Source organism: Serratia sp. KG1D (assembly GCF_037150675.1).
Taxonomy (GTDB): Bacteria; Pseudomonadota; Gammaproteobacteria; order Enterobacterales; family Enterobacteriaceae; genus Serratia; species Serratia nematodiphila.
Genome location: NZ_JBAGIH010000006.1, coordinates 63,371 through 75,835, shown reverse-complemented (window position 1 = coordinate 75,835; position 12,465 = coordinate 63,371). Strand labels below are relative to the sequence as shown.

The following is a 12,465-nucleotide window of genomic DNA, read 5'->3' as shown; positions in this document are numbered from 1 at the left end:
GCTCTGAATTGTATAAGTAGCTAATTGACGGCATGAAGAAAAACCGCGCTTTTTTAAAATGGGCTGGTGGAAAATACCCGCTGGTAGATGAGATTCGTCGCCATCTGCCGGCGGGAGACTGCTTAATCGAGCCCTTCGTGGGTGCGGGATCCGTCTTTCTGAATACGGATTACGACGCCTACATTCTCGCCGACATCAATAGCGATCTTATCAACCTGTATAACATCGTTAAGCTGCGCACGGATGACTTCGTGCGCGATGCCCGCACGCTTTTCGCCGATGAATTCAATAACTCGGATCAGTTTTACCTGCTGCGAGAAGAGTTCAATACTAGCACCGAGCCTTACCGCCGGGCGCTGCTGTTCCTGTACCTGAACCGTCACTGCTATAACGGCCTATGCCGCTATAACCTGCGCGGCGAGTTTAACGTGCCGTTTGGCCGGTACAAGAAACCGTACTTCCCGGAAGAAGAGCTGTACTGGTTTGCCGAAAAATCGCGCAATGCCACTTTTGTCTGCGAGCATTACCGCGATACCATGGCGAAGGCCGTGGCCGGTGCCGTGGTGTATTGCGATCCGCCTTACGCGCCGCTGTCGGCGACGGCGAATTTCACCGCTTACCACACCAACAGCTTCAGCATCGCCGATCAGCAGAGTTTGGCGCATCTGGCGCACCAGCTCTCGGTAGAGAGCCAGGTACCGGTATTGATCTCCAATCACGATACCGAGCTGACGCGCGACTGGTACCAGCATGCTGCGCTGTATGTGGTGAAAGCGCGCCGCACGATCAGCCGCAATATTCTCGGCCGCAGCAAAGTGAATGAGCTTTTGGCGCTGTATCGCTAAGCCGGGGGCACCCCGGCGCATAACAACTCGACCCTACGTTTGGAGAAGCGGATGAAAAAGTTTTTGATTGCCCCGTCCATTCTGTCGGCAGATTTTGCCCGGTTAGGTGAAGATACCGCTAACGTGCTGGCCGCAGGCGGCGACGTGGTGCACTTCGACGTCATGGACAACCACTACGTGCCCAATCTGACCATCGGTCCGATGGTGTGCGAAGCGCTGCGTAACTACGGCATTACCGCGCCGATTGACGTGCATCTGATGGTCAAGCCGGTAGATCGCATCGTGCCAGATTTCGCCAAGGCCGGCGCGTCTTATATCTCTTTCCACCCCGAAGCTTCCGAACATGTCGATCGCACCATTCAGCTGATCAAAGAGCACGGTTGTAAGGCCGGCCTGGTGTTCAACCCGGCGACGCCGCTAAGCTACCTCGATTACGTGATGGATAAAATTGACGTGATCCTGCTGATGTCGGTCAACCCGGGCTTCGGCGGCCAGTCGTTTATCCACGGCACTCTGGACAAGCTGCGCCAGGTACGCAAACTGATCGACGACAGCGGTCGCGATATCCGCCTGGAAGTCGACGGCGGGGTGAAAGTGGATAACATCGCCGAAATCGCCGCCGCAGGCGCCGATATGTTCGTCGCCGGTTCCGCCATCTTTGGCCAGCCGGACTACCGCAAGGTGATTGACGAAATGCGCAGCGAGCTGGCGAAGGTTACCCATGGCTGATTTCGGCGCGATCCGCGCATTGGCCTTCGATCTGGACGGCACGCTGGTCGACAGCGCGCCGGGTCTGGCGGCCGCCATCGATATGGCGCTGGAAGAGACGGGCCTGCCGCAAGCGGGTGAGGAGCGGGTCGGCACCTGGATCGGCAACGGCGCCGACGTGCTGGTGCAGCGCGCGCTGCGTTGGGCGGAGGCGGAAGGCTCGCCGGAGCAGTGCAGCCGGCTGCGTGAACGCTTCGACCATTTCTACGCGCAGACCGTCGACAGCGGCAGCCGTCTGTTCCCACAGGTGCAAGAGACGCTGGCCCGCCTGGCCGCGCACGGTTACCCGATGGCGCTGGTGACCAACAAGCCGACGCCGTTCGTGGCGCCGCTGCTGGCATCGTTGGGCATTGGCGACTATTTCTCGCTGGTGATCGGCGGCGACGACGTGATGGAAAAGAAACCGCACCCGGCACCGTTGTACCTGGTGCTCGGCAAGCTTGGCCTGCGCGCGCATGAACTGCTGTTCGTCGGCGACTCACGCAACGATATTCAAGCCGCGCAGGGCGCCGGTTGCCCGAGCGTCGGCTTTACCTACGGTTATAACTACGGCGAATCGATCGCCCTGAGCCACCCCGATCGGGTGTTGGAGCGCTTCGCCGATTTGTTGCCCGCTCTTGGGCTGTCATCTTTAGAGAATCAGGAAATTTAAACATGAGTAAGCCCATCGTATTTAGCGGCGCGCAGCCGTCCGGCGAACTGACCATCGGCAACTACATGGGTGCGCTGCGTCAGTGGGTGCAGATGCAGGACGACTACGACTGCATCTATTGCATCGTCGATCTGCATGCCATAACCGTGCGCCAGGACGCCGAGAAGCTGCGCAAGGCCACGCTGGATACGCTGGCGCTGTACCTGGCCTGCGGTATCGATCCGGAAAAAAGCACCATCTTCGTGCAGTCGCACGTGCCTGAGCACACGCAGCTGAGCTGGGTGCTGAACTGTTACACCTATTTCGGCGAACTGAGCCGCATGACGCAGTTCAAGGACAAATCCGCGCGCTACGCGGAGAACATCAACGCCGGGCTGTTCAGCTATCCGGTGCTGATGGCGGCGGACATCCTGCTGTATCAAACCAACCAGGTGCCGGTGGGCGAAGATCAGAAACAGCACCTGGAGCTGAGCCGCGACGTGGGCCAGCGTTTCAACGCGCTGTACGGCGACGTGTTCAAAGTGCCGGAGCCGTTTATTCCTAAATCCGGCGCGCGCGTGATGTCGCTGCAGGAGCCGACCAAGAAGATGTCCAAGTCGGACGACAACCGCAACAACGTGATTGGCCTGCTGGAAGATCCGAAAGCGGTGACCAAGAAGATCAAACGCGCAATGACCGACTCGGAAGAGCCGCCTGTCGTGCGTTACGACGTGGTCAACAAGGCGGGCGTCTCCAACCTGTTGGATATCCTCGCCGGCGTGACCGGCAAGAGCATCGCGCAGTTGGAAGCCGAGTTTGAAGGCCAGATGTACGGCCACCTGAAAGGCGCGGTGGCGGAGGCCGTCTCCGGCATGCTGGCTGAGCTGCAGGAGCGCTACCACCGTTTCCGCAACGACGAAGCCTATCTGCAGCAGGTCATGCGCGACGGCGCCGCCAAGGCCCGCGCACGCGCGCAGGAAACCCTGGCGAAGGTCTATCAGGCCGTCGGTTTCGTACCGCCGCAGGCGTAACGCCGGCGCAAATAAAAAAGCGGCCTTAGGCCGCTTTTTTTACGTCGGTATTATGCCATTTGCGCCAGGCTGGCGGGCGATTCCTCGCCGGCGAACCAATTGAGCTTGCTGCGCAGGCTGACCACGCTGCCGACGATGATCAGGCTGGGGCTGGCGGCCTGCAGGGACAAGGCGCCCAGTTGGTGGAGCTCGCCTTCGATCACCCGCTGGCGGCAAGAGGTGCCGTTTTCCACCAGCGCCACCGGCGTGGCGGCCGGCAGTCCGTTCGCGATCAGCCGGCGCTGGATTTCCGCCGCTTGCGACAGCCCCATATAGAACACCAGCGTCTGTTGCCCGGCGGCCAGCGTCGCCCAGTCCAATCCACCGTCGGCCTTGGCGTGGCCGGTCACCAGGCGGACGCTCTGCGCATGGTCGCGGTGGGTGAGCGGGATGCCGCTGTAGGCGGAACAGCCGGAGGCGGCGGTAATGCCCGGCACCACCGAGAACGGCACGTTGGCGTCCGCCAGCGTCTCCAGCTCTTCGCCGCCGCGGCCGAAGATAAAGGGATCGCCGCCCTTCAGTCGTACCACGCGTTTGCCTTGCAGCGCTTGCTGCAGCAGAATTTGGTTGATCTGTTCCTGCGGCACGCAGTGGTGCCCGGCGCGTTTGCCGACGAAGATGCGCTCGGCGTCGCGGCGCACCAGCGCCATGATCTCTTCGGAGACCAGCCGGTCGTAAACCACCACGTCGGCCTGCTGGATCTGTTGCAGCCCTTTCAGCGTCAGCAAACCGGCATCGCCCGGCCCGGCGCCGACCAGCACCACTTCACCGCGATCTGCCGGCTGTTCGCTGAACAGTTGCTCGAGCTGGCGTTCGGCCAGCGCGGCGTCGCCGTTGGCCAGCGATTGCGCCAGCCGATCGTGAGCGAACAACCGTTCCCAGAAGCGACGGCGTGCGCCGAGGCCGCTGAAGCGTTGTTTTACCCGCTGCCGCAGCGAGCCGCCCAGCTGGGCCAGCTTGCCGAGGTGCTGCGGCAGCATTGCTTCCAGCTTCTCGCGCAGCAGCCGCGCCAACACCGGCGCTTTGCCGCCGGAGGACACCGCCACCATGATCGGCGAACGGTCGATAATCGACGGCATGATAAAGCTGGCGCGTTTCGGGTCGTCGACCACGTTGCAGAATACCCGCTGCTGGTTGGCGCATTGGTACACCCGCGCGTTGACCTCCAGCCGGTCAGTGGCGGCGATCACCAGCCATTTTTCCGCCAGCAGGGCCGGGCTGAATTCGCCCTCGGCCAGCGTCACCAGGCCTTCTTCCGCCCATTGGCGGAACTGCGGGGTGAAGTCCAGGGCGTTGACGGTCAGCGCCGCGCCGGCGTCCAGCAGCAGGCGCGCTTTGCGTTCGGCGATTTCGCCGCCGCCGACCAGCAGGCAGGCTTTGTGTTGCAGTTGGCAGAAAATCGGCAGGTAATCCATCGGCACTCCTCGGGGTCATCAGGGTGGGGGCGAAAGGCGCCCCCGAAAACTCAGGCGGTCTGACGTGCGGCGGCTTTCGCCGCCTGCGGGCGTTCGGCGCGCGGCGTGGCGTACCAATACCCCAGGCCCATCAGCACCGAGCCGGACAGGATGTTGCCCAGCGTCACCCACAGCAGGTTGTGGCCGATGCCGGCGAGGGTGTAGGCCTCGCTGTGGTTGCCGAACCAGGAGAGAGCGAACAGCGTCATGTTGGCGACGGAGTGTTCGTAACCCGAGGCGATAAAGGCCAGCAGGCACCACCAAATGGCGATGAACCTGGCGGCGCCTTCAACGCGGATCGCCATCCAAATCGCCAGACAAACCAGCCAGTTGCACAGCACGCCCTTGAAGAACAGCACCTCGGCCGGCGCGGTGGTTTTCGCCAACGCGGCGCTGTGTACCAGGCTGGTATCCACCGGCAGCAGGCTGCCGCCGCCGTAGTAATACATCAGCGCCACCAGCACCGAGCCGAGCAGGTTGCCGAGCCAGGTTTGCGGCAGCACCGCCCACATCTGGCTTTGGCGGATGGTGCCGGCCTTGACGCCGAGCGTCAGGAACATCGTATGGCCGGTGAACAGCTCGGAACCGGCGATGATCACCAGCGTCAGCGCGATGCCGAAGGTGGAGCCCATCACCAGCGGCCGTATGCTTGGGTCGACCAGGTTGCCGAGGGTGAAGATCAGGATGATGCCGAGGCCGACGTAGGCGCCCGCCATCGCCGAACTGATCCAAAAGCCGAGCGGGCTCTCCTTCGCCAGGCGGACGATGCGCGCCGCGTTGGCGGCGCATTTGTTGATCGTATCGGTAAACATGTTGCCTCCCGAAAGGTTATGCCGCGACTTGCACGATGCCGTCGACCACCCGGCTGGTGAAGCTGGCGACGGAACGACTGTCATCTTCCAGACAGTGGCCGTCGTACAGGCGGAAACGCTGTTTCTTCAGCGGGCTGGCGACCCACAATTCGCCCTGATGTTCGGCGATGAGGCCGCGCGACAGCACGCTGGCCTGGGCGAACGGGTCGATATTGCTGATGGCGAACACCTGTTCGTCGGCATAGGGGCGGAACACCGCCACCTGCCGATCGCCGATCAGGGCGCACACGCCGGTGCCGGGCAGAATGTCGGCGACGGGACAAACGGTAATCCACTGGCTCATGCGTGACTCTCCTCGGTATCGATCAGGGTGACGGGAATGCGCTCGTCCGGGCGCGCCGGGCGGTGCTGGTCGCGTTCGGCCACCACCTGCACGTTCGGATCGCGCAGCGGGCTGTTGATGAAGTGGGCGAAGCGCAGCTGCGTTTCCGGGTGCTCGACGGTCTCTTTCCATTCGCAGACCACCGCGTCGCGCAGGCGGGCGATCTCGGCTTCCAACTGCGCGTTGATGCCGAGCTTGTCGTCGACGATCACCTTGCGCAGGTAATCGATGCCACCTTCCAGGCTCTCCAGCCACACCGAGGTGCGCTGCAGCTTATCGGCGGTGCGGATATAGAACATCATGAAGCGGTCGAGGTAGCGCACCAGGGTCTCGCGATCGAGATCGGCGGCCAGCAGATCGGCGTGGCGCGGTTTCATGCCGCCGTTGCCGCAGACATACAGGTTCCAGCCGTTCTCGGTGGCGATGATGCCGACGTCCTTGCCCTGCGCTTCGGCGCATTCACGGGTGCAGCCCGAGACGCCGAACTTCATTTTGTGCGGGGTGCGGATGCCTTTGTAACGGTGCTCCAGCGTGACGCCGAAGCCGACGCTGTCGCCGACGCCGTAGCGGCACCAGGTGCTGCCGACGCAGGTTTTCGCCATGCGCAGCGCCTTGGCGTATGCGTGGCCGGTTTCAAAGCCGGCGGCGAGCAGCTTGCGCCAGATGGCCGGCAGGTCGTCTTTCTGTGCGCCGAACATGCCGATGCGCTGCGAACCGGTCATTTTGGTGTAGAGGTTGTACTCCTTGGCGATTTGGCCGATGGCCAGCAGGCCGTCCGGGGTGATTTCGCCGCCGGCGGAGCGCGGGATCACCGAATAGGTGCCGTCTTTCTGGATATTGCCGAGGAAGTTGTCGTTGGTATCCTGCAGCGGCGTATGCTGCGGCTTGAGGATGTACTCGTTCCAGCAAGAAGCCAGCAACGAGCCGACGGTTGGCTTACAGACTTCGCAGCCGTAGCCTTTGCCGTATTTGGTCAGCAGCGCCTCGAACGACTTGATGCCTTCGACGCGGATCAGGTGGAACAGCTCCTGGCGCGAATAGGCGAAGTGTTCGCACAGGTGGTGGTTGACCTCGATGCCTTGCTTGCTCAGCTCGGCGTTCAGTACCTGGGTGAGCAGCGGGATGCAGCCGCCGCAACCGGTGCCGGCCTTGGTTTCGGCCTTCAGCGCCGCCACGGTGTGGCAGCCTTTGTTGACCGCCTGGATGATGTCGCCTTTGCTGACGTCGAAGCAGGAGCAGATCTGCGCGCTTTCAGGCAGCGAATCCACGCCGATGGCCGGTTTGCTGCCCGCATGGGCCGGCAGGATCAGGCCGTCCGGGTTTTCCGGCAGCGCGATGCCGTTCAACGCCAGCTGCAGCAGGTTGCCATAATCGCTGGTGTCGCCCACCAGCACCGCGCCGAGCAGGGTTTTGTTGTCGGCGCTGACGATGAGGCGTTTGTAGACTTCTTTGCTTTCATCCAGATAGACGTAGCTGCGGGCGCCCTCGGTGCGGCCGTGGGCATCGCCGATGCCGCCGACGTCTACGCCCAGCAGCTTCAGTTTGGCGCTCATGTCGGCGCCCTGGAAGCCGTTTTCGCGGTTCAGCAGGTGATCGGCGGCCACCTGCGCCATTTTGTAACCCGGCGCCACCAGGCCGAAGGTGCGATCGCGCCAGGCGGCGCACTCCCCGATGGCGTACACGTCCGGATCAGACGTCTGGCAGCTGTCGTTGATGGCGATGCCGCCGCGGCAGCCAATCTCCAGCCCGCACTGGCGCGCCAGCTTGTCCTGGGCGCGGATGCCGGTGGAGAACACGATGAAATCCACTTCCAGCAGGCTGCCGTCGGCGAAATGCAGGGTTTTGCGCGCCGTGCCGCCGCCGTTGACGATCTCCTGGGTGTTTTTGCCGGTGTGTACCTTGACGCCCATGCGCTCGATCTTGCGGCGCAGCTGGTCACCGCCCATCGGGTCGAGCTGTTCGGCCATCAGCACCGGAGCGAACTCGATCACGTGCGTTTCCACCCCCAGGCTTTTCAGCGCGCCGGCGGCTTCCAGCCCCAGCAGCCCGCCGCCGACTACCGCGCCGCGCTCGCTGCGGCGCGCGCAGGATTCGATGGCGTTCAGGTCTTCGATGGTGCGGTAAACGAAGCAGTCCTGGCTATCCGAGCCTTTAATCGGCGGGATCCACGGGTAAGAGCCGGTGGCCATGATCAGCTTGTCGTAATAGACGGTGCGGCCGGTGTTGGAGTGGATGACCTTCTCGTCGCGATTGATGGTGATAGCGCGCTCGCCGATCAGCACCTTCACGCCGTGTTTTTCGTAAAAGCCTTCGCGCACCAGCGACAGCTCTTCGGCGGTGTGGTGCGAGAAGTAGGAGGAAAGGTGCACGCGATCGTAAGCGATGCGCGGTTCTTCGCAAAATACGGTGATGTCGAATTGGTCTTTGTCTGCTTTATCCAACAGATCTTCGATGAACCGGTGGCCGACCATGCCATTGCCGACGACGGCAAGTTTGACTCTGCTCATTATTGCCTCAAAATTCGGGTTTCCTAGGCTTACCTTATCCCTCCCGATGAGCAATTTATTGATGCAAATCAATCACACTCCCATATACCTCTAACGTGGTATATGGATGATTTTTCACGTTTTTTGATAAGTTGCGGATTTTATTCACCTTTAGCTGAAGCGAGTCAGTTTGCATGAAAATTACCCCGCAGGGAGTAAACGCAGGGGGTAGGCATGAAGCGGTGACTTTGTCAGCGCGATCCGCTGCCAGTATGATGAAGAAAACCAGCGCAACGGCAGAGGTGAAGGGTGGCGAAACGTCCATTGAAGTTTATCGATAACCTGCGTTTAAGCGGGCATGAAGGGTTGTGGCAACTGGCGATCGAGCAGGGGCGCATCGCGCATCTGGTGCCGCAACCGGAAGGGCTGGAGTGGCGCAGCGACGTGTTGGATGCGCAGGGCGGGCTGGCGCTGCCGGCGTTCGTCGAACCGCATATCCACCTGGATACCACGCAAACCGCCGGTCAGCCGGCCTGGAACCAGTCCGGCACGCTGTTCGAGGGCATTGAGCGCTGGGCCGAACGCAAGGCGCTGTTGACTCATGAAGACGTCAAGCAGCGCGCCTGGCAAACGCTCAAGTGGCAGATCGCCAACGGCGTGCAGTATGTGCGCACCCACATCGACGTTTCCGATCCTACGCTGACCGCGCTGCGCGCCATGCTGGAGGTGAAACAGGAGGTGGCGCCTTGGGTGACGCTGCAGATCGTCGCCTTCCCGCAGGAGGGGATCCTCTCTTATCCCAACGGCGAAGCGCTGCTTGAAGAGGCGCTGCGGCTGGGGGCCGACGTGGTGGGCGCCATTCCGCACTTCGAATTCACCCGCGAATACGGCGTGGAGTCGCTGCATAAGGCGTTCGCGCTGGCGCAAAAATACGATCGGCTGGTGGACGTGCACTGCGACGAGATAGACGACGAGCAATCGCGCTTCGTCGAAACCGTGGCGGCGCTGGCGCTGAAGCTGGAGATGGGGGCGAAAGTCACCGCCAGCCACACCACGGCGATGCACTCTTACAACGGCGCTTACGCCTCGCGGCTGTTCCGCCTGCTGAAAATGTCCGGCATCAACTTTGTCGCCAATCCGCTGGTGAACATTCACCTGCAGGGGCGTTTCGACAGCTATCCGAAACGGCGCGGCGTGACGCGGGTGAAGGAGATGCTGGAGGCGGAGATCAACGTCTGCTTTGGCCACGACGACGTGTTCGATCCCTGGTATCCGCTCGGCACCGCCAACATGCTGCAGGTGCTGCATATGGGGCTGCACGTGTGCCAGCTGATGGGCTATGGCCAGATCGACGATGGGCTGAAGCTGATCACCCACCACAGTGCGCGCACCCTTAATCTCAGCGACTATGGCCTGGCGGCCGGCAACAGCGCCAACCTGGTGATCCTGCCGGCGGAAAGCGGTTTCGACGCGGTGCGCCGCCAGACGCCGGTGCGTTATTCGATTCGCCAGGGGGCGGTGATCGCCGAAACGCGGCCGGCGGAAACCACGCTGCATTTGCAGCAGGATGAGACGGTGGATTTTCGGCGCTAAGGCGCAAAAAAAGGGCGCCTTACGGGCGCCCTTGATGTATTTGATGCGAAAAAATCAGTGCGTCACGTGACCGTGGCTGCGGTGCTTGGTCACGAAGCCCAGCAGCAGACACATCACGAACACCGCCAGGTACAGGCCGTTGGCGGTAGTCAGCGCCGCGTGCGCGCCGCCTTTCGCCACGATCGGGCCGGTGACCACGAAGGTCAGCATGGTGCCGATGGTGCCGCAGGTCAGGATAAAGTTGACCAGCTTCGGCGAGGAGACCTTGGTCTGCAGCGAGCCGAGGGTGATCAGCGTGGTGTAGATGGCGCTGGAAACGAAGCCCAGGGCCATGATGTAGTAGCCCAGGTGTTCCGGATTGTCGGTGCTGACGAACAGGTACATCGCGCCGGTAGCCAGCGCGGCCAGTACGGTAACGATGCGCTGCAGATCGAAGAAGCGCAGGATGAAGCTGAACACCCACATGCCGACCATGTAAGAGGTCCAGAAGTCGCTCACCAGCTTACCGGCCTGGCCGATGTCCATGTTGAACGACTTGGTGGCGTACTCAGGCACCCACTGAATGAAGCCCAGCTGGCCGAGGATGTAGCACAGCGCGGCGATCGACAGGAACAGCACGCCGACGCCCCATTTTTCTTTCTCGACCGGTTGACCGGCATCGGCGCCTTTCTTGCCCAGCACCGGGAATTCGGAGCACAGGGTCAGCACGAAGATCGCCACGTACAGCAGGCCGATGCAGGCGTAAACCCAGTACCAGCCGATATGGCGAGCCAGCAGCATCGCGGCGACGATCGGGAAGATCATCCCGGCCATGCTGAAGAAGGAATCGGTGAACAACAGGCGCGAACCGCGCTGGCGGCCGGCATACATGTGGGTGATCAGGAAGGTGCCGATCGACATGGTGATACCGCTAACCACGCCAAGGATAAACATGCACAGCGAGAACATGGTCAGGCTCTTGCCGAGCATCAGCCCTGCGACCGCCAGCACCATCAGGACAAAGCCGAAGATCAACTGACGCTTCAGCGGGATGATTTCCATCAGCCAGGCATTGAGGAAGATCGAAATCAAAATACCGGCGTTGAGGAAAGTAAAGGTGTTACTCATGCTGGAAACCGGCAGATTAAAGTACTCTGCAATGTTTCCCATCACCATCCCTGTGACGATCACTAAAGCACCGGTCAGCGCGTACGAAAAGAAGCTGATCCAGGTAAGCCGTATGCGGTTACTGTCATTCATTGTATAGGCCTGAATATGTCTGTTAGAGGTTTTAACGCTGGCATAAGGCCGCTGGCTTTTCCTGGCAAACGCAGAAAAAAGTCCCGATCAGGCCACCAGGGGGCGGATCCTAGCACAGACAACGGGATTTTTTGTGATGGTTGTCGATTTTTTGATGCAACCTATGAAGGGAGCGTACGCATTATTGTGATCTATTTGCGTACCGTCACAATGGAATCACGGTTGACGATCGTCGGTTCAAATTGGTGCGCCGGGGTGGTGGGGTCGATCAGCCTGCGCGCCGCGTATTGGGCCATCTCGCTGATGGGAAAATGTACGCTGCTCAACGCCGGGCGTACAAAAGGCGCGCGTTCGCCGCTGTCGTAACAGATCAAGGAGATATCCTGCGGCACCCGCAGGCGGTGCTCGTTGATCGCCAGCAGCGCGCCGATCGCCATCTCTTCGTTGCAGCAGTAGATGGCGCTGGGCCGTGCGGCTTGCTGCAGCAGGCGATCGGCGCAGCGGTAACCGCTTTCCAGATCGTAAACGCCCTCCAGACAGGCCACCGGCTCGATATTCGCCGCCTGCATCGCCTCTTCAAACCCTTGCAGCCGCAGGCGGCTCGACGGCCGCTCGCGCGGCCCGCTGATGCAGGCGATGCGCCGGTGCCCGGCATCGAGCAACTGCTGGGTCGCCATGCGGCTGGCGAGCGGGTGATCGAAGGTGACGCAGCGGTCTTCCAGCCCCGGCACCAGCCGATCGAGCAACACGAAATGACGTTGCTCCGCCGCCAGCTGGCGCAGCCGATCGTCGCTGAGAAAACGCACGTGCAGGATCACGCCGTCGCAGCGCAGGCTGAACAGCCGCTGCACCGCCTGCCATTCGTTTTCGGCGCTGTTGCGGCCCTGGGTCACCAGCAGCTGCTTGCCGTGGGATTCGGCCTCGGTTTGCACGAAGTCCATCAGCGCGCCGAAGAAGCCGCCGCGATACGACGTGGTCACCAGCCCGAGGGTATTGCTGTGGCTGGAGGCGAGCGCGCGGGCCGCCGGATTGGGGGTGTAACCGAGCTGGGCGACGGCGCGTTCAACCTTCTCGCGGGTCGGCGCCTTGACGTTGCTGTCGCCGTTCACTACCCGCGATACGGTGGCGCGCGATACGCCCGCCAGCGCCGCGACATCTTCCAGTGTCACCATCGTCCAACTCCTG

Annotated in this window: 11 protein-coding genes; 5 read left to right on the top strand and 6 right to left on the bottom strand. The window is 61.7% G+C overall.

Annotated elements, in window-relative coordinates; genetic code table 11:
* The first annotated feature begins 32 nt into the window (after positions 1 to 32).
* The 4 genes from dam to trpS are packed head-to-tail and all read left to right on the top strand — an operon-like array spanning position 33 to position 3,275.
* Entirely contained in the window at positions 33 to 845 is an 813-nt protein-coding gene (gene dam, locus WFM45_RS22550; RefSeq protein ID WP_004930319.1) for an adenine-specific DNA-methyltransferase, read from the top strand.
* A gap of 51 nt (positions 846 to 896) precedes the next feature.
* A complete protein-coding gene (gene rpe, locus WFM45_RS22545) occupies positions 897 to 1,574 on the top strand; it encodes a ribulose-phosphate 3-epimerase (protein WP_004930320.1) in 678 nt (225 codons plus the stop codon).
* Positions 1,567 to 2,265: a phosphoglycolate phosphatase gene (locus WFM45_RS22540; protein ID WP_336957300.1), complete on the top strand. Its 699-nt coding sequence runs from the start codon at positions 1,567 to 1,569 to the stop codon at positions 2,263 to 2,265. The genes rpe and WFM45_RS22540 overlap by 8 nt, the downstream gene beginning before the upstream one ends.
* Before the next feature lie 2 nt (positions 2,266 to 2,267).
* Positions 2,268 to 3,275, top strand: a complete 1,008-nt coding sequence (trpS, locus tag WFM45_RS22535; RefSeq protein ID WP_004930324.1) for a tryptophan--tRNA ligase — start codon at positions 2,268 to 2,270, stop codon at positions 3,273 to 3,275.
* 50 nt (positions 3,276 to 3,325) lie between these two features.
* Here the strand turns inward: trpS and cysG are convergent, their stop codons facing one another.
* The 4 genes from cysG to nirB are packed head-to-tail and all read right to left on the bottom strand — an operon-like array spanning position 3,326 to position 8,469.
* Positions 3,326 to 4,729: a siroheme synthase CysG gene (gene cysG, locus WFM45_RS22530; protein ID WP_103086227.1), complete on the bottom strand. Its 1,404-nt coding sequence runs from the start codon at positions 4,727 to 4,729 to the stop codon at positions 3,326 to 3,328.
* 50 nt (positions 4,730 to 4,779) lie between these two features.
* Positions 4,780 to 5,580, bottom strand: coding sequence for a nitrite transporter NirC (nirC, locus tag WFM45_RS22525; RefSeq protein ID WP_336957297.1), 801 nt, complete (start codon positions 5,578 to 5,580; stop codon positions 4,780 to 4,782).
* A 16-nt stretch (positions 5,581 to 5,596) separates the two neighbouring features.
* A complete protein-coding gene (gene nirD, locus WFM45_RS22520) occupies positions 5,597 to 5,923 on the bottom strand; it encodes a nitrite reductase small subunit NirD (RefSeq protein ID WP_015379293.1) in 327 nt (108 codons plus the stop codon).
* Positions 5,920 to 8,469, bottom strand: a complete 2,550-nt coding sequence (nirB, locus tag WFM45_RS22515; protein ID WP_336957296.1) for a nitrite reductase large subunit NirB — start codon at positions 8,467 to 8,469, stop codon at positions 5,920 to 5,922. Before nirB ends, nirD begins: the two co-directional genes overlap by 4 nt.
* Positions 8,470 to 8,772: 303 nt before the next feature.
* Between nirB and WFM45_RS22510 the strand changes: the two genes are divergently transcribed.
* Positions 8,773 to 10,041, top strand: a complete 1,269-nt coding sequence (locus tag WFM45_RS22510; RefSeq protein WP_206189167.1) for a cytosine deaminase — start codon at positions 8,773 to 8,775, stop codon at positions 10,039 to 10,041.
* Positions 10,042 to 10,095: 54 nt separating this feature from the next.
* Here WFM45_RS22510 and tsgA read toward each other — a convergent pair whose 3' ends face one another.
* Complete coding sequence (gene tsgA, locus WFM45_RS22505; RefSeq protein ID WP_033631923.1) at positions 10,096 to 11,280, bottom strand: MFS transporter TsgA; 1,185 nt, start codon at positions 11,278 to 11,280, stop codon at positions 10,096 to 10,098.
* Positions 11,281 to 11,471: 191 nt separating this feature from the next.
* Complete coding sequence (locus WFM45_RS22500) at positions 11,472 to 12,452, bottom strand: LacI family DNA-binding transcriptional regulator (protein WP_004930339.1); 981 nt, start codon at positions 12,450 to 12,452, stop codon at positions 11,472 to 11,474.
* Positions 12,453 to 12,465: the final 13 nt, after the last annotated feature.

Excerpts from the sequence above, each read along its gene's own strand:
- dam (WP_004930319.1), top strand. The coding sequence starts at position 33 with ATGAAGAAAAACCGCGCTTTTTTAAAATGGGCTGGTGGAAAATACCCG.
- rpe (WP_004930320.1), top strand. The coding sequence starts at position 897 with ATGAAAAAGTTTTTGATTGCCCCGTCCATTCTGTCGGCAGATTTTGCC.
- WFM45_RS22540 (WP_336957300.1), top strand. The coding sequence starts at position 1,567 with ATGGCTGATTTCGGCGCGATCCGCGCATTGGCCTTCGATCTGGACGGC.
- trpS (WP_004930324.1), top strand. The coding sequence starts at position 2,268 with ATGAGTAAGCCCATCGTATTTAGCGGCGCGCAGCCGTCCGGCGAACTG.
- cysG (WP_103086227.1), bottom strand. The coding sequence starts at position 4,729 with ATGGATTACCTGCCGATTTTCTGCCAACTGCAACACAAAGCCTGCCTG.
- nirC (WP_336957297.1), bottom strand. The coding sequence starts at position 5,580 with ATGTTTACCGATACGATCAACAAATGCGCCGCCAACGCGGCGCGCATC.
- nirD (WP_015379293.1), bottom strand. The coding sequence starts at position 5,923 with ATGAGCCAGTGGATTACCGTTTGTCCCGTCGCCGACATTCTGCCCGGC.
- nirB (WP_336957296.1), bottom strand. The coding sequence starts at position 8,469 with ATGAGCAGAGTCAAACTTGCCGTCGTCGGCAATGGCATGGTCGGCCAC.
- tsgA (WP_033631923.1), bottom strand. The coding sequence starts at position 11,280 with ATGAATGACAGTAACCGCATACGGCTTACCTGGATCAGCTTCTTTTCG.
- WFM45_RS22500 (WP_004930339.1), bottom strand. The coding sequence starts at position 12,452 with ATGGTGACACTGGAAGATGTCGCGGCGCTGGCGGGCGTATCGCGCGCC.